15 protein-coding genes are annotated in these 15587 nt (G+C 67.4%); 8 read left to right on the top strand and 7 right to left on the bottom strand.

The genetic code is table 11. The features are described from left to right. Positions 1 to 223 precede the first annotated feature (223 nt). Complete coding sequence (locus tag ACZK4S_RS04605) at positions 224 to 655, bottom strand: VOC family protein (RefSeq protein WP_076059816.1); 432 nt, start codon at positions 653 to 655, stop codon at positions 224 to 226. An 81-nt stretch (positions 656 to 736) separates the two neighbouring features. Between ACZK4S_RS04605 and ACZK4S_RS04600 the strand changes: the two genes are divergently transcribed. After that, positions 737 to 1492: a DUF1801 domain-containing protein gene (locus ACZK4S_RS04600; protein ID WP_076059818.1), complete on the top strand. Its 756-nt coding sequence runs from the start codon at positions 737 to 739 to the stop codon at positions 1490 to 1492. 16 nt (positions 1493 to 1508) lie between these two features. On the opposite strand, the gene ACZK4S_RS04595 is transcribed toward ACZK4S_RS04600, so the two are convergent. Continuing rightward, complete coding sequence (locus ACZK4S_RS04595; RefSeq protein WP_198928198.1) at positions 1509 to 1679, bottom strand: hypothetical protein; 171 nt, start codon at positions 1677 to 1679, stop codon at positions 1509 to 1511. 170 nt (positions 1680 to 1849) lie between these two features. Between ACZK4S_RS04595 and ACZK4S_RS04590 the strand changes: the two genes are divergently transcribed. From ACZK4S_RS04590 to ACZK4S_RS04575, 4 genes are all read left to right on the top strand, one after another. Next, complete coding sequence (locus tag ACZK4S_RS04590; RefSeq protein WP_463643508.1) at positions 1850 to 3253, top strand: short-chain fatty acyl-CoA regulator family protein; 1404 nt, start codon at positions 1850 to 1852, stop codon at positions 3251 to 3253. Positions 3254 to 3464: 211 nt separating this feature from the next. Further along, positions 3465 to 5054 (top strand): malate synthase, encoded by a 1590-nt coding sequence (locus ACZK4S_RS04585; RefSeq protein ID WP_463643507.1) that lies wholly within the window; start codon positions 3465 to 3467, stop codon positions 5052 to 5054. Positions 5055 to 5099: 45 nt separating this feature from the next. Then, on the top strand, positions 5100 to 9308 hold the full coding sequence (locus tag ACZK4S_RS04580; RefSeq protein WP_463643506.1) for an isocitrate lyase/phosphoenolpyruvate mutase family protein: 4209 nt from the start codon (positions 5100 to 5102) through the stop codon (positions 9306 to 9308). Positions 9309 to 9407: 99 nt separating this feature from the next. After that, positions 9408 to 9962, top strand: coding sequence for a hypothetical protein (locus ACZK4S_RS04575; RefSeq protein WP_076059822.1), 555 nt, complete (start codon positions 9408 to 9410; stop codon positions 9960 to 9962). A gap of 73 nt (positions 9963 to 10035) precedes the next feature. On the opposite strand, the gene ACZK4S_RS04570 is transcribed toward ACZK4S_RS04575, so the two are convergent. Further along, entirely contained in the window at positions 10036 to 11496 is a 1461-nt protein-coding gene (locus ACZK4S_RS04570) for an HNH endonuclease signature motif containing protein (RefSeq protein ID WP_463643505.1), read from the bottom strand. Between the two features lie 305 nt (positions 11497 to 11801). Here ACZK4S_RS04570 and ACZK4S_RS04565 point away from each other — a divergent pair, with 305 nt between their 5' ends. Continuing rightward, the gene (locus tag ACZK4S_RS04565; protein WP_463643504.1) at positions 11802 to 12206 is read left to right on the top strand and encodes a hypothetical protein; all 405 of its coding nucleotides are present in this window, start codon (positions 11802 to 11804) and stop codon (positions 12204 to 12206) included. Between the two features lie 16 nt (positions 12207 to 12222). Here ACZK4S_RS04565 and ACZK4S_RS04560 read toward each other — a convergent pair whose 3' ends face one another. After that, a complete protein-coding gene (locus ACZK4S_RS04560) occupies positions 12223 to 12654 on the bottom strand; it encodes an OsmC family peroxiredoxin (RefSeq protein WP_182762063.1) in 432 nt (143 codons plus the stop codon). Positions 12655 to 12750: 96 nt separating this feature from the next. After that, complete coding sequence (locus ACZK4S_RS04555) at positions 12751 to 13092, bottom strand: hypothetical protein (RefSeq protein ID WP_463643503.1); 342 nt, start codon at positions 13090 to 13092, stop codon at positions 12751 to 12753. 136 nt (positions 13093 to 13228) lie between these two features. On the opposite strand from ACZK4S_RS04555, the gene ACZK4S_RS04550 reads away from it, so the two are divergent. After that, a complete protein-coding gene (locus tag ACZK4S_RS04550; RefSeq protein WP_463643502.1) occupies positions 13229 to 13570 on the top strand; it encodes a YciI family protein in 342 nt (113 codons plus the stop codon). Between the two features lie 45 nt (positions 13571 to 13615). On the opposite strand, the gene ACZK4S_RS04545 is transcribed toward ACZK4S_RS04550, so the two are convergent. Together ACZK4S_RS04545 and arr are read right to left on the bottom strand one after the other, a co-directional pair. After that, positions 13616 to 14110: a DinB family protein gene (locus ACZK4S_RS04545; RefSeq protein ID WP_076059834.1), complete on the bottom strand. Its 495-nt coding sequence runs from the start codon at positions 14108 to 14110 to the stop codon at positions 13616 to 13618. A 118-nt stretch (positions 14111 to 14228) separates the two neighbouring features. After that, positions 14229 to 14654, bottom strand: coding sequence for an NAD(+)--rifampin ADP-ribosyltransferase (gene arr, locus ACZK4S_RS04540; protein WP_076059836.1), 426 nt, complete (start codon positions 14652 to 14654; stop codon positions 14229 to 14231). A gap of 314 nt (positions 14655 to 14968) precedes the next feature. Between arr and ACZK4S_RS04535 the strand changes: the two genes are divergently transcribed. Continuing rightward, positions 14969 to 15532, top strand: coding sequence for a hypothetical protein (locus tag ACZK4S_RS04535; RefSeq protein WP_182762067.1), 564 nt, complete (start codon positions 14969 to 14971; stop codon positions 15530 to 15532). Positions 15533 to 15587: the final 55 nt, after the last annotated feature.

Genomic DNA, 15587 nt, shown 5'->3' with positions numbered 1-15587 from the left:
TTGTGTGGCCGACTTTCGACCACAACTGGTGTCTGCTCGTCACACTTCTCAGAGGGAACCGCGTGGCCTGACGACCATTGCCTAATGGCTGTACAACACCTACTGCCGAGCAGGTCTCCAGCTTAGCCTCATTCGGGCCCAAACTGCGAGTCAGGCGTCAAATTCGAGGATTTTGATTCCTGGCACTTCTCTGCATAGCCACCTCACGGCCCGCCGGAACGGGTCAGGACGCGCCCTCCGCCCGGGCCTGCCCGGCGTCGAGGCCTGCGGTTTCGTCGGGCTGGTGGACGCCGAAGACGTTGCCCTCCGTGTCCACGAAGTAGCCCTGCCAGGCCATTCCCGGCAGCGCGTACTTCGGCATGGCGACCGTGCCACCCGCGCTGACGATCCGGTCGCCGGCCGCGTCGAAGTCGTCCACCTCGACGGTGATCACGGAGCCGGCGACAGGGCTGCCCGGGGCCGGGTTGTCACCCATCCTCTTCATGATCGCGCCGTTGATGCCCGGGGTGCCCTCCTCCCTGGTGACGACGCCCATGTAGGGCATCCCTGCAAACTCGGACCAGTCCTCGATGGCCCAGCCGAAGACGCTGCGGTAGAAGTCGACAGCCCGCTGGACGTCTCCCGCGTGGATCTCGAAGTGCGTTACCCGGTTCATCGCTGCTCCTCGTGCACGTGTGACACACGCCGCGTGTGCCAATCACAATTCTCCTCGGCGAACGTGGCTTAGCGTGTGCGTATGGAGAACAAGACCCGACCCACCGCCACTCCGGTGCCGGACTTCCTCGACGGCTTGGACGCGCGTCGTCGCGGGGAGGCGGAGGAGCTCATCGTCATGATGCGGGAGGTCTCCGGGGAGGAACCGGTGATGTGGGGACCCACCATCATCGGCTTCGGCAGCACCTCCTACCGGCTCGCGTCCGGGCGCGAGGGCGAGATGGGGCTGCTGTCCTTCAGCCCGCGGCGATCCGCCATCACGGTCTACATCCCCGAGGGTTTCGAGCGGCACGGCGACCTGCTCGACCGCCTGGGCAAGCACCGTACCGGCGTCAGTTGCCTGTACCTCAACAAGCTCGCCGATGTCGACGCGGAGGTCCTGCGCGAGTTGGTGCAACGCTCATTCCAGCACCACGCCGAACCCCCGCCGGCCAAACCCGCCACCGTCGACGAATACCTGGCCTCGGTGCCGCAAGCCGCCCGTCCCCATCTGGATGAGTTGAGGGCACTGGTCCGCGAGGTGGCCCCTGAGGCGCAGGAGGTGTTCAGCTACGACATCATCGGCTACCGCCCGGCGGGCACGAAACGGGCCCACGGATTCATCTCGGGGTGGCGCGATCACATCGGCGTCTACCCCGTGCCGAAGGACAGCGCCCTGGAGGGGGAACTGAAGCCCTACCGACGCGGCAAGGGGACGCTGTGGTTCCCGCTGGACGAGCCCCTTCCCCGGGAGTTGCTGGCCCGGGTCTTCGCGGCGCTGCTGACGACGGGAGGCTGAGCCCGGTTCAACCCGGTCAGCGGCGACGGACGTGTCCCTGCAGCGTGCGCACGAGCAGCACGGCGCCGATGACGACGGTGATGAGTCCCAGCCCACCCAGGCCCGGTGAGTCGTCGGCCTGTCCAGCCATGACCACGAGACCGCCGAAGGCCACGAGGAACACCCCTGCCGCAATCGAGAGAACCATCCACCAGCGATCCACGCCGCACCTCCGAGGACGAAATCTACTCCCCGTTCCCGCAGCGCCGCGGCCGGGAGCCGAACGGCAATCCCCCGCCCCGGGTGGTGAGTTGGCAGCGCCAGCCACAGGTTGCCAATTCTGCCAACGCGAGAGACGCGGGACGCTAGCGTGTCGACATGGAGAAGGTGTTCGGTGGTGCACGCCTGAGGAGACTGCGCGAGGAGCGCGGGCTGTCCCAGGTGGAGCTCGCGCGCGTGCTGGTGATCTCCCCCAGCTACCTCAACCAGATCGAGCACGACACCCGGCCGCTGACCGTCACCGTCCTCGTCCGTCTGACGGAACTCTTCGGCATCGATCCGTCGTACTTCTCCCCGCGTGACACCGCCCGCCAGTTGGCCCAGCTGCGTGAGGCGCTGCGCGAATCCTCCGACGACGAGGCGCGCACCCTCCCCTTGAGCGACCTGCAGCAGATCGCCCGCACCATGCCTGAGGTCACCGAGGCCATCGTCCGTCTCCACCGGGGGTACCGCGACGCCGTCACCCTCGTGGAATCGGACACGGCGCGCGCCGGCGGGCGGTTGGCGCTGATGCCGCACGAGCGGGTGTTGGAGTTCTTCGACAAGCACCTCAACTACTTCAACGCGCTCGACCGTACCGCCGAGCGACTCGCGAAGGCTGTGGGGCACCGCGGCGGCGACCTGATGCACCAACTCCGCTCCCACCTGGAGGCGGTCCATGGGGTGCAGGTCACCATCGACCGCGGCGGGCTCGCCCAGGACATGCACGCCTATGACGAGCGGCACCGCACGCTCGTCCTGGCCCCGGATCTGCGCGAAGGGCAACAGGCCTTCCGGATGGCGACGCAACTGGCCTACCTCGAGGCCGAGCACCTGCTCGACGAGGCGCTGGCCACCGTCGAATGGCCCGACGAAACGAGCCGGACCCTCGCGCGGATCGGTCTGGCGCACTACTTCGCGGCGGCACTGGTGCTGCCGTACACGGAGTTCTTCAGGCGTGCGGAGAGGCTCCGCTACGACGTCGAGGAACTGGCCGAGCACTTCGACGTGGGGTACGAGACCGCCGCGCACCGTCTCAGCACGCTGCAGCGACCTGGGATGCGCGGCGTCCCCCTGATCTTCATCCGGGTCGACCGGGCCGGAAACGTCTCCAAGCGCCAGTCGGCCACGGGTTTCCATTTCTCGCGCGACGGCGGCACCTGCCCGCTGTGGAACATCTACGAGGCGTTCAGTTCGCCGGGCCAGGTCAAGGTGCAGGTGGCGGAGATGCCCGACGGTCAGCGCTACCTGTGGATCGCCCGTACGGTCACCCACCGTCGGGGCGGCTACGGTAGCCCCGCCAAGACCTTCGTGATCGGGCTCGGCTGCGAACTGCGGCAGGCGGGCAGGCTCATCTACAGCCTCGGCCTCGACCTCATCGAGCCGGACGTGGTGCCCATCGGCCCCGGCTGCCGGACGTGCGACCGGCCCCGCTGCATCCAGCGGGCCACCCCTCCCGTCGGGCTGGCGCTGCGCGTCGACGAGTCACGCAGTAGCTTCGCTCCGTACCCACTGTCAACCTGAGGCGTCGCTTCCCGCTTGGCGGTTCTTTGCACTTGAAGGTGTCGGAAGCACCTAGTCAGCTCCTGATTGCGCAGGCGGTGTGAGCGTTCACAACAACGACGGCAACGGTGCGAGTTTTCACTGACTTCGCTGAAGTGCCGTTTGTGGTTTTCCATACTTGGCAAATCGGCACCCTTGTGGCCTCCTCAGGGCGCAACGGATGCTTATCGACATGTTCACGAACCCATCCCAGACAAACCGTCTCCAGGCAACGACGCCCTCCGCGGGATACCACCTGTCGGTGGTCGGGGATCCGGTCCCCGGAGACGAAACCCTTCTCACCCCCGAGGCGCTGGAATTCATCCGCGCCCTCCACCGCAAGTTCAGCAAGCGCCGCCTTGCTCTGCTGGATGCCCGCTTCCGCCGCACCACCCGCCGCGACACCCTCGGCTTCCTGCCCGAGACCACCGCGATCCGCAACGACGACTGGTCGGTCCCGGCGCCGGCCCCCGGCCTCGAGCGTCGCGTCGTCGAGTTGAGCGGCCCGGTCGACGCAGCCTCCTGCATCGAGGCGCTCAACTCGGACGCCGACGTCTGGATCGCCGACTTCGAGGATTCCACGAGCCCCACCTGGGCCAACATCATCACCGGCCACCTCAACGTCAAGGCCACGGTGGCGGGCGGCCTGCCCGGGATCCGGGCCGAGGGTGGCCCCACCGTCGTCCTGCGCCCGCGGGGCTGGCACCTCCTCGAGCGCCACATCAAGGTCGACTCCGAGCCCGTCCCCGCCAGCCTCGTGGACTTCGCACTGCACTGCTTCCACAACGCGGCCCCGCTGCTCGAGCAGGACCGCGGCCCGTACTTCTACCTGCCGAAGCTCGAAACCCACCAGGAGGCCCGCCTCTGGAACGACGTCTTCGACTTCGCCGAGGCCTCACTGGGGCTGCCGGCCAACTGCATCCGCGCGACAGTCCTCATCGAGACCATCACCGCAGCCTTCGAGATGGACGAGATCCTCTTCGAACTGCGCGGGCACGCGGCGGGCCTCGCAGCGGGTCGCTGGGATTACATCTTCAGCATCATCAAGCAACTCGGCGGGGATGCCAGCTTCCAGCTGCCGGACCGCCGGGACATCACCTTCGACGCCGGTCACCTGCAGGCCTTCTTCGACCTGCTGGTCCACACGGCGCACCGACGCGGGGCCCATGCCCTCGGCGGCCTCACCGCCACGACCACGGACGAGGTGGATTCCTCGGAGCAGGTCCGAGCTGCCAAGGAGAGCGACGCCCGCCGCGGTTTCGACGGCTCCTGGGTCGCGCAGGTGGACCTGATCGGCACGTGCCGCGAGGCCTACGCCGGCGTCCTGGCCAGCCAACCCCACCAGCTCGAGGCCAAGCTCGACGACCCCGGCGTCACCACGGAGCACCTGCTCACCCTGGAGGAGCCCGGCCCCGTCACGGCCGATGGGATCGCGGCGAACATGGCCGTTCTGGTCCGGTTCCTCGACGCCTGGCTCGACGGCCGCGGTGAGATCGCCGTCGACGGCCTGCTGCAGGAGACCTCCACCACAGAGATCGCGCGGGCCCAGCTGTGGCAGTGGTCCCGGACCGGGGTCACCAGCGACGACGGACGACCCGTCACCCGGCACGTGCTGGCCGACGCGCTGGACCGGGAACTCGAGGCGCTCAGCACCGACGACGGGTCCCGCGACGACGGCCGGCTCGCGGCGATCCGCCACCTCGTCGAGTTCGGAGCCCTGGGCGAGGTCCTGCCCCCGTCGGTCACCGAACACGCCTACCGGCGCTACCTCCTCGACGCCTGACCTCCCCCCCCATCACACCGTTCAGAAAAGAAGGAGCATCTGTCAATGTCGACCGTGCAGACCACCATTCGCATCAACCCCGCGGCTCTTGCCGCCTACCCGGACGTCTACACCCCGGAAACCGTGGCCGCCCTCGAGGCGCTCGCCGGGTTGGACACCCAGCGCGCGGAGCTCATGGACCGCCGCATCCGACGCCGGACCACACGCGCCAACGAGCGGCAACCCCTCGATTTCCTTGCCGAGGACTCCGTCATCGAGGGCACCGGGATCACCGTCGCCGATGCGCGCGCCGGCCGCTTCACCGGTCCGGTGATTCCCGCGGACCTGCGTCGGCAGTGGATCCAAGGCACAGGGCCAAGCACGAAGCCGCAGGCGAGCGTCGCGTCCGGGCTGCGCAACGTCGCCTACGCCCTGCTGTCCGGCGCCGACGGCTGGATGTTCGACGGCGAGGACGCCCTCGGCCAGACCGGGTTCATGTCTCTCGACGCCCAGCGCAACCTGCGCCTCATGGTCGCCAACGATCCGCAGTTCCTCGACGTGGCCGAGCAGGTCGCCGGCGAGATGAACGAGTGGGCCCGCGGCTTCCTCGGCCGGGAGATCATCGGCGACTGGCGCGAACAGTTGGGGTTCACCACGCGGATCTTCCGCTGCCGCGGACTCCACCTCGACGACCGCCACCTCACGCACGACGACGGCCGGGGCTTCTCTGCCAGCATCACCGACCTGGTGCTCTACGTCGTGCACAACCACCGCAAGCTGGCCGAGCAGGGTCGCTCGATCGTGCTGTACCTGCCCAAGATCCAGACCGCGGCCGAGGCCGCTCACTGGGGCCGGTTGATGGACGCGCTGGAGGACCATCTCGGCCTCACGCGGGGCACCATCCTCGGCTACGTGCTGGTGGAGCAGGTGGAGGCCTCCTTCCAGCTCATGGAGATCCGGGCGGCGCTCGGCCTCCACTTCGTCGGCTTCAACACCGGCCGCTGGGACTACATCAACTCAGTCTCTGACGCCATGGCCTGGGACCCCGGGTTCACCAACCCCAACATCGACGCCATCACCATGACGTACGCCTACATGCGGGCCTACGAGGACCGCGTCCGCCGGGCCGTCAACACGCCGGACGCGGCGGGCAACTTCGCGCTCTGGCAGGGCGGGATGGAGCCCAACATCCCCGTCGGCAGCGAGGAGGGGGTGGCCACGGCCATGACCAGGGCGGTGGGCGGCGGCGAGCGCGAGCAGCGCGAGGGCGCCTCGGGCAAATGGGTGGCCCACTGGAAGATGGTGCACATCATGCGGCCCGTCTGGGAGCGCGTCGGCGACGACAACCAGCTCGGGCGTGAGTTCCCGGCGCTGACCTACACCGCCGAGGACGCCCGTGCCCTGACCCAGCTGGAGGACGCGCCCCGCACCGTCCGCGGCGCCCGCGACCTCCTGAGCGTGGGGCTCCAGTACGGCAACGCGTTCGGCCAGGGGTTCCAGGCCACGGCGCTCAAGCCTGCGGATTTCTTCGGCGACGACAGCGTGCTCTACCTGATGGAGGACGCGGCCACGGGCGAGATCCGCCTCTCAGTGCTGTGGGAGTGGCTGCACAAGAGCGCCACGTTCACCGCCGCCGACGACGAGACCGGCGTCAGGGCCGGGGATCCGATGACCGCGGAACTGTTCGAACGGCTCCTCGACGAGGAGTATCACAAGCTCGTCGCCGCGGATGGCAAGGACGTCCACGAGGTGTCGAAGACCACGACCCTGCCCATCGCGCGGGAGATCGTGCGGGCCTACGTCACATACCCGGTCAAGGCGCCCTGGTACATCGATCTGCTCAACCTCAACCTCAACAACCACGACCTGCGCGAGGCCGAGGCCCGGATCGAGCGGTACCTCAACGCGTTCGCCGACGACGGCACCCGCATCACCTGGAACCTCGATCTGGCCGCAGCTCCGACGCCCACCGACCATCCCATCACGTCAACCAACGAGGGACCTGACATGACCATCAATCAGACCGCCACCGACATCCAGCAGTACATGGACGGCGACCGCTTCGCCGGAATCAAGCGGCTCTACTCGGCCCGCCAGGTGGCGGAGCAGCGAGGCACCATCCCCACGGCGTACCCGATCGCCCGCGACAACGCCGCAGCCTTCCACACGCGGCTGCGCGAGCTGTTCTCGGAGAGGAAGTCGATCACCACGTTCGGCCCCTACTCCCCCAGCCAGGCCGTGACCATGAAGCGCATGGGCATGGAGGGTATCTACCTGGGCGGTTGGGCCACCTCGGCCAAGGGATCGGTCACCGAGGACCCGGGCGCGGACCTGGCCAGCTACCCCCTCTCGCAGGTTCCCGACGAGGCGGCCGGCATCGTGCGCGCGCTGCTGACCGCTGACCGCAACCAGACCTACCTGCGGGCCCGCATGCGCCCGGAGGACCTCGCGGAGGCCCCCGCCCCCGTCGACTACCGGCCGTTCATCATCGCCGATGCCGACACCGGCCACGGTGGCGACGCCCACGTGCGCAACCTCATCCGCCGCTTCGTCGAGGTCGGCGTGACGGGCTACCACATCGAGGACCAGCGCCCCGGCACGAAGAAGTGCGGCCATCAGGGCGGCAAGGTGCTCGTGGGGGTCGACGAGCAGATCAAGCGTCTCAACGCGGCCCGGTTCCAGCTCGACATCATGGGCGTGCCGGGCCTCATCGTCGCCCGCACCGACGCCGAAGCGGCCACCCTCCTCGACAACAACGGTGACGAGCGCGACCACCCCTTCGTCCTGGGCGCGACCAATCCGTCCATCCCGTCGTACAAGCTCGTCACCCTGGCGCTCATGCGCGCCATGCACAAGGCGGGCACGAAGGTGTTGTCGGGCTTCCAGCTCTACACGATCACCGACGAGGAGTACGCCGCGGCCGACGCCTGGTTGGAGCGCAACGGCCTCATGGCCAAGGCCGGGCAGGCGGCCACCCGGCTCGTGGGCGCGGCCGAACCCATCGTCGATGAGACCTACGACGGCCTGGTCAACGACATGGTGGGCCTGTGGGAGGCCGCAGCCGGCCTGATGACCATCGGAGAGGCCGTGGCGAACCGGCTCCAACTGCTGGCCGCCGACGACGCCGACCTGCCGATCAGCGAGGAGGAGTGGCGCGAGTTCGCGGCGGATGCCTCCTTCTGGATGGTGCGTGACAAGGCGCGCGAGCTGGGCATCGACTTCTACTGGAACGCCGACGTCGCCCGCACCCCGGAAGGCTTCTACCAGGTGCGCGGGGGCATCGAGTACGCCATCCGCAAGTCGCTGAGCGTCGCGCCGTACGCGGATCTCATCTGGATGGAGACCGCTTCGGCCGACATCGAGGAGGCTGAGCACTTCGCCAGGGCGATGCACGAGGTGTTCCCGGACAAGATGCTCGCCTACAACCTGTCGCCGTCGTTCAACTGGGACTCCACGGGGATGACCGACGACGAGATGCGCGAGTTCCCGGCGAAGCTGGGGGCTGCGGGCTTCGTGTTCAACTTCATCACCTACGGCGGGCACCAGATCGACGGTGTGGCCGGCGAGGAGTTCGCCTCAGCGCTCATGCACGACGGCATGCTGGCCCTCGCCAAGGTGCAGCGCCGGATCAGGTTGCTGGAGTCGCCGTACCGGACGCCGCAGACCCATGTCGGCGGCCCGCGTCTCGACGCGGCGCTGGCCGCCTGCTCGGCACGCACCGCCACCACCAAGGCGATGGGCAAGGGCTCCACCCAGACCCAGCACCTGGTGCAGACCGAACTGCCGAAGAAGGTCCTCGAAGACTGGCTGGCCGAGTGGGCTGAGTTCAACGGGCTCGGGGCACCGCTGCAGGCGAGCCTGCGGCCCAGCCGGGAGGCGCCCGAACTGCTGGAACTGGCGGTCTACCGCGGGCCGGACGACAAGGTGCACAACATCGTGTTCGCCCCCATCAACGACCGCCACGGACGCACCTTCATCTCGGTGCGCGACCAGAACACCTTCGACGACAACCTCCGCAAGAAGCGCCTCTCGATGCTGGTGCACCTGTACATGATCCAGCGCTTCAAGGCCGACGCTGTGCACTACGTCTCGCCCACGGAAGCCAACGCCGCCCAGTGCGAGCGGATGAAGGCCCAGGGCCTGTACTCCGACGTCGCCACTGAGCTGGGCAACATCATCGTGGCGCGGGTCAGCAAGGATCGGATGGCTGACCTGACCGCGCCGAACAGCGGCGAGATGTCGGACCTGATCTCCCGGGCCGACGTGAACGCCTGATTGCCCGTTCCAACGGGGAGGGCCGTGCGGCAGGTGTCGCACGGCCCCTCCTGTGGATAACTTTGACGGCCTGGCCCCGCCCGCAGCGAAGATCAGGGCATGTCGATGAGCAATCTGCATCCAGTCCCTCAATCATCCGCACCCGACCGCCGGGGTGAGCCCTGGACCGACGACGACTACCGCACCATGGTCACGCTCTGCCGACAGGGCGCCGTGATCGACGAGCTCTGCGAGGCACTCGGGCGAACGAGTCAGGCCGTCCTGGGCAGGGCCAAACGGCTGCTCCCCATGGCGGAGCGTGGCGCCCCCGGCGAGCGCGTGCTCGCGCAACTGCACAAGCACCTCGTCTCAGACGACCATTACGACTGGGAATCTCACCTGGCCGCACTCCCACCTCCGCGTCCCGTGATCAACCACGTCCACCCGCCGGCCCAGCTCACGGGCATTTCGGGACTCCACGACAATGAGCTGCTCCTGGTGGCCGCCGCCCTTTTCCAGGCCGGGAAACATACACCGACCGGTCGGCTGATGGATGAGTGCGCCAGCGCTATCCGGCGAAGGGATCTCGTGGACCGCTTCATCCAGGAGACGGTGGATCAGGCCCACGATGTCGTGAACCGCTCCGGCTACGGTTTCTACCCGGGATACCGCTGATCGGCGGCGCCTTGTCCTGAGCGGGTCGCTCTGGGGCCGGCCGTAGGGCCGACGACCCAATTTCGCGCCCAGGTCAGGATGGAACGGGAAGCGGGTCGCTCCGGTCTCGGTGCCAGACGGCCGCGCTGCGTTCGAGGAGTTCGTCGAGCCGGCGGAAGTCAGGTTCCTCCACATCAGCTTGGGTGCTGACCTGTTCAGCGATTCCGGACTCATCTGGGCGGGGTGGTGCCTTGACTGACGGGGTGAGTTCGCGCATCAGGTGTCTGCGGTGTTGCCTGGGTCTGCGGGCGGGGTCGACATGTCTCGGTGGGGTGAACCACGGCAGCCCGGTGACCGGATCCAGGTGGACCTGCCATTGTGATTCGGCTGATTGGTGTGGGTCTGGCTCGACCAGCCGGTGGTGGTGCGGGCAGAGGAGAACGCCGTTGGCGAGTGAGGATCCTCCGCCTGCCCACCAGGGGACGATGTGGTGCGCCTCACACGAGGCCGGCCTGGCGGTGCAGTGGGGGAACGCGCAGCCCCCGTCACGGAAGATCAGGGCGGCGCGGATGGCGGGGGTGAACAGCCGATGCTCGCGGCCGACGTCGAGGGGCTGGGAGTCGCTGCCGAGCACCATGGGGATCACGCCCGCGTCGCACGCCATTCTGCGGGCCGCTCCTGGGGCGAGGCCGTCGACGTCGAGGCCCGGCAACCCGACCGCTCCCAGCCCGGTGGTGAGGGTGTCGAGTTTCATGGTGATGTGGACCCGGGGCCGGTCCCCGCCATGAGCAGGCAGGTCACCGGCAGCGGCGGCGGCCTGAGCCAGCAGCACCAGGGCGTCGGCGCGTCGAACGTCCGGCCCCGGAGTTTCGCCCGCGTCCGCGTAGGAGGAGGCCGACGGCAGCAACGCCTCCAGCTGCGCGGCCAACAACGCGGCATCTGCCACCGGTAGCAGGCCGGTGATCCGGATCGAGCCGTGATGGTCCGGCGACAGACGCAGGAACCTTCCCCTGCGCGCGGCCCGCTCTTCGGCTGCCAGACGCTTCGCGTCGTCAGCCTCCGCCAGGTCAGGATCGATCACCTCGGCCAGCCGCGACGCCAACTCCCGCAACTCCGAAGGCCCCAGGGTGTCCACGTGTTCAAGGACCGACTTCTGGCACTCCACCAGATCTGCGCGGGTCAACCGGCCGGGCAGCTTCCGCAGCCCCGAGACGATCGCCTCGGCCTGCGCCAGCGAAATTTCCCCGTCGTTCAACGCCGCAGCGATCAGCGAGAACCGCTCCCCGAGATCCAGCGCCAGTTTCAACGACGCGGTGGCCTGGGAGGTGGTGGTGCGCACCGATTGACGGACCTCGTCGACGACACTGTCGGCGGCGGAGAGGCGGGCTTCGTGCAGGAGGTGGAGACGCAGGGCGACCAGTTGGGCCTCGGCCTCGGTGACGGTGTGCACCATGGTGGCCAACCGTTCTGCGGCCGGTGAATCAGTGCGGAGTGAGCCTGCGGCGTCCCAGAGCGCAGCGATACCCTGCTGCATCAGTTCCCGCGCTTCGCTCATGTGAACTATTCTAAAGGAACGCACGGTCTAAAACAAGGGAAAACACCTTGTCAGAAGCAACTTGTGCTAGCAGGTACCCCTGACAATTCGCCGTCAACACATCGCCGATGAGCGGGGTGGGCGTCACGACCGGCGTCGATCCTTCGACCACAGGCCGCTGGCTCAGGAAACCGCGGAGCAGCCGCAGGGGGTAGCCCAGGAATCGCGCTCGACCGGCCGCCAGCCGCGCACGATTGATATGGAGAGTTATCCACAGCCCGCCAACGGAGCCGCTAGTGCCACGGGTACTCCCACACGATGGACCCATGAGCTTTCACGATCTCCCCCAAGAATGGTCCGCGCTTCCGCTGACGGACACCACCCTCGCCGTCGACGTTGTCGACCTTTTCCTCAAGGATTCCGACCGGCGGCAGAACTCCGCATTGCTCCTCATCTGCGATGACGAGGGGCATGCCCTGCAACCCGTGGTGATAAGCGACATCGACTGGTACATGACTGCCGATGAACGGGTAGGGCTGTTCCGTCTGTTCGAGCACCTGGCGGTGCCGGGCGTGGTGGTGGCCGTATCTGCGGGCAGACCCATCGAACCCGAGGTCGCCGACCGGTGGCTCCAGACCGCACGCGCCGAACTGGCGAAGCATCACGTTCAACTGTTCGGCTTCTACAGTGCAGACCTGCGCGAGGTCTGGGAGCACCGGCCGGCGGCCTGAGCCGCCTCGCCGGGCCTCAGGCGAGGGTTGCTTCGAGGGTGATCTCAACGGCCTTCAGCGCCTGGCTGATGGGGCAGTTCTCCTTCGCGCCGTTCGCGATCGTCTGGAAGGTCTCCTCATCCAGACCTTCGGCCTGCACGTTCGTGATGAGGTGAATCCCGGTGACGCCGGTGCCGGCCACGAAGCTGACTTCGGCGTTCGTCGTGATCTCCGTGGGCGGGGTGCCGTTCTTCTTCAGTTCGTTGGAGAACGCCATGGAGAAACAGGTGGCGTGCGCTGCGGCCAGGAGTTCCTCGGGCGTCGTGGTGACATCCGAACCTTCGGCGCGGGCGTTCCACTCCACCGGGAAGCTGCCGGAGCCGGAGCTGTCCAGGGTGGTGGTTCCCTTGCCGGTGAACAGGTCACCGTTCCAGACGGTGCTGGCCTTGCTGACGACGGGGTTGGGCATGATCGCTCCTCTTTCGTTGATCGGCGGCCGGTTGACCCGGTTTGCCTGCCACGCTACCCCGTCGATGCGCTCACTGTGGCGGTCCGGCTGATGCCACTAGTCAGGCTGATCTGCCCCCAGCAGGATCAGGCAGTGGCGCATCATCCGACGCCGGACCGGGACCGCCAGGGTGAGCACGAGGCCGTCGTCCTGCCATTGCCAGGCCTCGAGGAGTACGGAGCGTCCCTCAAGGATGGCATGCATGACGGCGGCACTACTGCCGGAACGTTGGGAACGCACCAGCAGCGTGGCGCCGTCGGCGAACTGGAGCCTGGCCGTCCGCTGCACCGGGCCCGGGGACACGTTGCGAACCGGGATGCGCCGCTGGATCAACCGGTCCAGACGGATCATGAGCAGGGCGAAGATCCGCTCCTGCACCTCATAGATTTCCCGGTCCATACTCCAGTGTGAACCGGTTGTCCGGGGAAGTCACGGACTTGTCGTGGCAAAGGCCGCTGTTGACATCGCCTCAGGCCACCGTCGTATCGTCGGCGAAAGTCGGTGCGGCACCGCGCCACTGACATAGGGAGCCACGATGAGCCACTACATCATCTACTTCAACCAGCAATGGGTGGGCGACCACAGCGAGGAGTGGTTCGCCAGCCGCGGACCCCTCGCCAACGCGGTCGTGGACGAGATGAAGGAGGCCGGCGTCTACGTGTTCGCCGGCGGGCTCGAGGAGAACATCGACGAGGCGTGGAGCGCAGACGCGACGAGCGGCACGGTCGAGATCAACGACGGGCCATTCGGGTCGTCCAGCGAGTTTCTCGGCGGACTGACGATCATTGATGTCGCAGACGACGAGGCCGCGAAAATGTGGGCCGGCAAGGTCGCTGTTGCCTGTGGCTGGCCCCAGGAAGTCCGGCAGATCAAATGAGTCAGTCGCCGTATAGCCCGGAGTGAACAGTCGAACCGGTAGCGGTCAGGCGCGTTCGGCCATGATCTGTTCGACGAGAATCTCGGCGTGACCGGCGTGCTGGGCCAACTCGCGGATGCAGTGGTTCAGCACCCAGCGGAGCGAGAGCTCCCCCATGACGGGGTGCGTGCAGCGGTCGTCGAGTCCCCATTGAGCGATGACCTCGTCAGCTGCGGCAACAGCCAGCTCGTGATTGCGCGCAAGTCGCGCAAGCGTGTCATCCGGCTCCAGGGTGAAGCTCTCGTCCACCGTCTCCGGAATTCCCGCTTCTGCGCGAGTCAGGCCACCGAAGCGACAAGGGAACCAGGCCGTTTCGACGAAAGCTGCGTGCTTGAGCAGGCCCATCGGCGTCGTCAGCGACGGCACCAACCTTCGCCTCGCCTCCTCGTCGGTCAGCACGAGGACCGTCTCGCGGACGAGTCGGCGATGCTCACCGAGGAAGGCGAGAAGGACCTCGCGCTCGGTACCGGCACTCGCATCCAGGGCAGTGATGCCAGCCATATCACCCTCCTTCACCTCAGAGCGTCACACACCCGCTGCCGCACGGCACTGCTACGCCACAATCACGGTAGACGCTCACCCGGATCTCCACCGAGTTCCGGCGCGCGCACGTGTCCGATCAGTTGATGATCTCCGCGTCCGACTCCCGCATCTCCCTCAACCGCTCGCGCCACACGTCGAGCTCATCGGGCCCCAGACGGGTCCAGCTGGCGATCTCCTCGATGACGCGCAACGGAGCCGCGCTGCGGTAGGACAGCGTCGGGTTGCCGGGGAACTTCTTGTCGGTGACGTTCGGATCGTCCTCGAAAGGACCGGTCGGCTCCACGAGATACACGTGCGGTTCGGCGCCCACGGGACCGAGCATCGCGGCGATTTCGGCCGCCAGGCCACCGCCGTCGAGCCGCGCGGTGAAGTAGACGTGGTTCATGGTCACTTCGGCCCGGTAGTTCGAGGGGCGCCCCGGGGTGACCAAGTCACCGGGAGACAGCACCGCTCGGGTGCCGTGGTAGTACCGGGTGGGTTGCGACTCCTCCGACGTATCCACAACCTGAGTGTGCCACGACGCCACCGTGCCAAGAGCCGGCTCTTGGGCGCTCGTCACCTCCGCGAAGAATCCCCCGAGCCATTCCGCGGTGGAAGCTGGTCGACGGCGCGGCGCACGTCATCGAGTCGCGAATGCCAGCGGGCCAAGGCCACTTCGTCAGCACTCCCGGTCGCCCGCTCCCTGGTCATATCTGGGAGTCATGGCGAATCAGACGTTGAAGCGGAACTCCACCACATCCCGCCACGAAAAGGCCTCAGAGGTCCAGCTCTGCGTTCGCCCCGTCGGACGCAGCGCTCGCACTGTAGATTTCCGCCATGAAGCGTGTGAACGAGTTCCGCGATGCCGCGGCGCAGTGCAACGCGTCCGAGGATCGGCTGAACCAGGCGTGGAAGGGCGTCCCGCGCGCCCTCGAGGAAGTCCTTGCCCACGACAAGTTCGTCGAGGCCTTCCACGAGGCTTGGGATGCGGCCGTCCCAGAGTCCTCCCTCCATGGTGGCGATCCCAAGGCCGTGGAGGAGGCGATCCGCTTCCTTGAGGCCGACGCTCGATTTTTCCGGTCCGGCTACATCAAGGCCGACCTCTGCAACCAACTCAAGCGTCTCTCCTTGAGCGAGGAGGATCGGCAGCGCCTGCGCCGCGTGATCCTCGCCGTCGTCCAGGACCGCCGGCCCGGCATACGTCGCGAGACCCGCCACTTCGGCAGGCTCGCCGCCGTGGTCGCGGACGCTGCCCTGATCGCTGCACTGGTCGCGTACATCCGCTCCGGTGTTGCACCTCAGGATCGCCGTGCGTGGCTCATCCTCGATTCTTACCACTCGGCAGTCGGCGCCCCCGCTCGCGACCGAGAGCCTCTCGGCAAGCCACGTCGACGCTCGTAGACAGACCGAAATCGTCACAGGCACCAAGCACGTGCTGGTAGGCATCCGCGACGAC

This window comes from Tessaracoccus zhenghani (genome assembly GCF_055326325.1).
This window is presented reverse-complemented; position numbering and strand designations above follow the sequence as displayed.

Excerpts from the sequence above, each read along its gene's own strand:
- ACZK4S_RS04605 (WP_076059816.1), bottom strand. The coding sequence starts at position 655 with ATGAACCGGGTAACGCACTTCGAGATCCACGCGGGAGACGTCCAGCGG.
- ACZK4S_RS04600 (WP_076059818.1), top strand. The coding sequence starts at position 737 with ATGGAGAACAAGACCCGACCCACCGCCACTCCGGTGCCGGACTTCCTC.
- ACZK4S_RS04595 (WP_198928198.1), bottom strand. The coding sequence starts at position 1,679 with ATGGTTCTCTCGATTGCGGCAGGGGTGTTCCTCGTGGCCTTCGGCGGT.
- ACZK4S_RS04590 (WP_463643508.1), top strand. The coding sequence starts at position 1,850 with ATGGAGAAGGTGTTCGGTGGTGCACGCCTGAGGAGACTGCGCGAGGAG.
- ACZK4S_RS04585 (WP_463643507.1), top strand. The coding sequence starts at position 3,465 with ATGTTCACGAACCCATCCCAGACAAACCGTCTCCAGGCAACGACGCCC.
- ACZK4S_RS04580 (WP_463643506.1), top strand. The coding sequence starts at position 5,100 with ATGTCGACCGTGCAGACCACCATTCGCATCAACCCCGCGGCTCTTGCC.
- ACZK4S_RS04575 (WP_076059822.1), top strand. The coding sequence starts at position 9,408 with ATGTCGATGAGCAATCTGCATCCAGTCCCTCAATCATCCGCACCCGAC.
- ACZK4S_RS04570 (WP_463643505.1), bottom strand. The coding sequence starts at position 11,496 with ATGAGCGAAGCGCGGGAACTGATGCAGCAGGGTATCGCTGCGCTCTGG.
- ACZK4S_RS04565 (WP_463643504.1), top strand. The coding sequence starts at position 11,802 with ATGAGCTTTCACGATCTCCCCCAAGAATGGTCCGCGCTTCCGCTGACG.
- ACZK4S_RS04560 (WP_182762063.1), bottom strand. The coding sequence starts at position 12,654 with ATGCCCAACCCCGTCGTCAGCAAGGCCAGCACCGTCTGGAACGGTGAC.
- ACZK4S_RS04555 (WP_463643503.1), bottom strand. The coding sequence starts at position 13,092 with ATGGACCGGGAAATCTATGAGGTGCAGGAGCGGATCTTCGCCCTGCTC.
- ACZK4S_RS04550 (WP_463643502.1), top strand. The coding sequence starts at position 13,229 with ATGAGCCACTACATCATCTACTTCAACCAGCAATGGGTGGGCGACCAC.
- ACZK4S_RS04545 (WP_076059834.1), bottom strand. The coding sequence starts at position 14,110 with ATGGCTGGCATCACTGCCCTGGATGCGAGTGCCGGTACCGAGCGCGAG.
- ACZK4S_RS04535 (WP_182762067.1), top strand. The coding sequence starts at position 14,969 with ATGAAGCGTGTGAACGAGTTCCGCGATGCCGCGGCGCAGTGCAACGCG.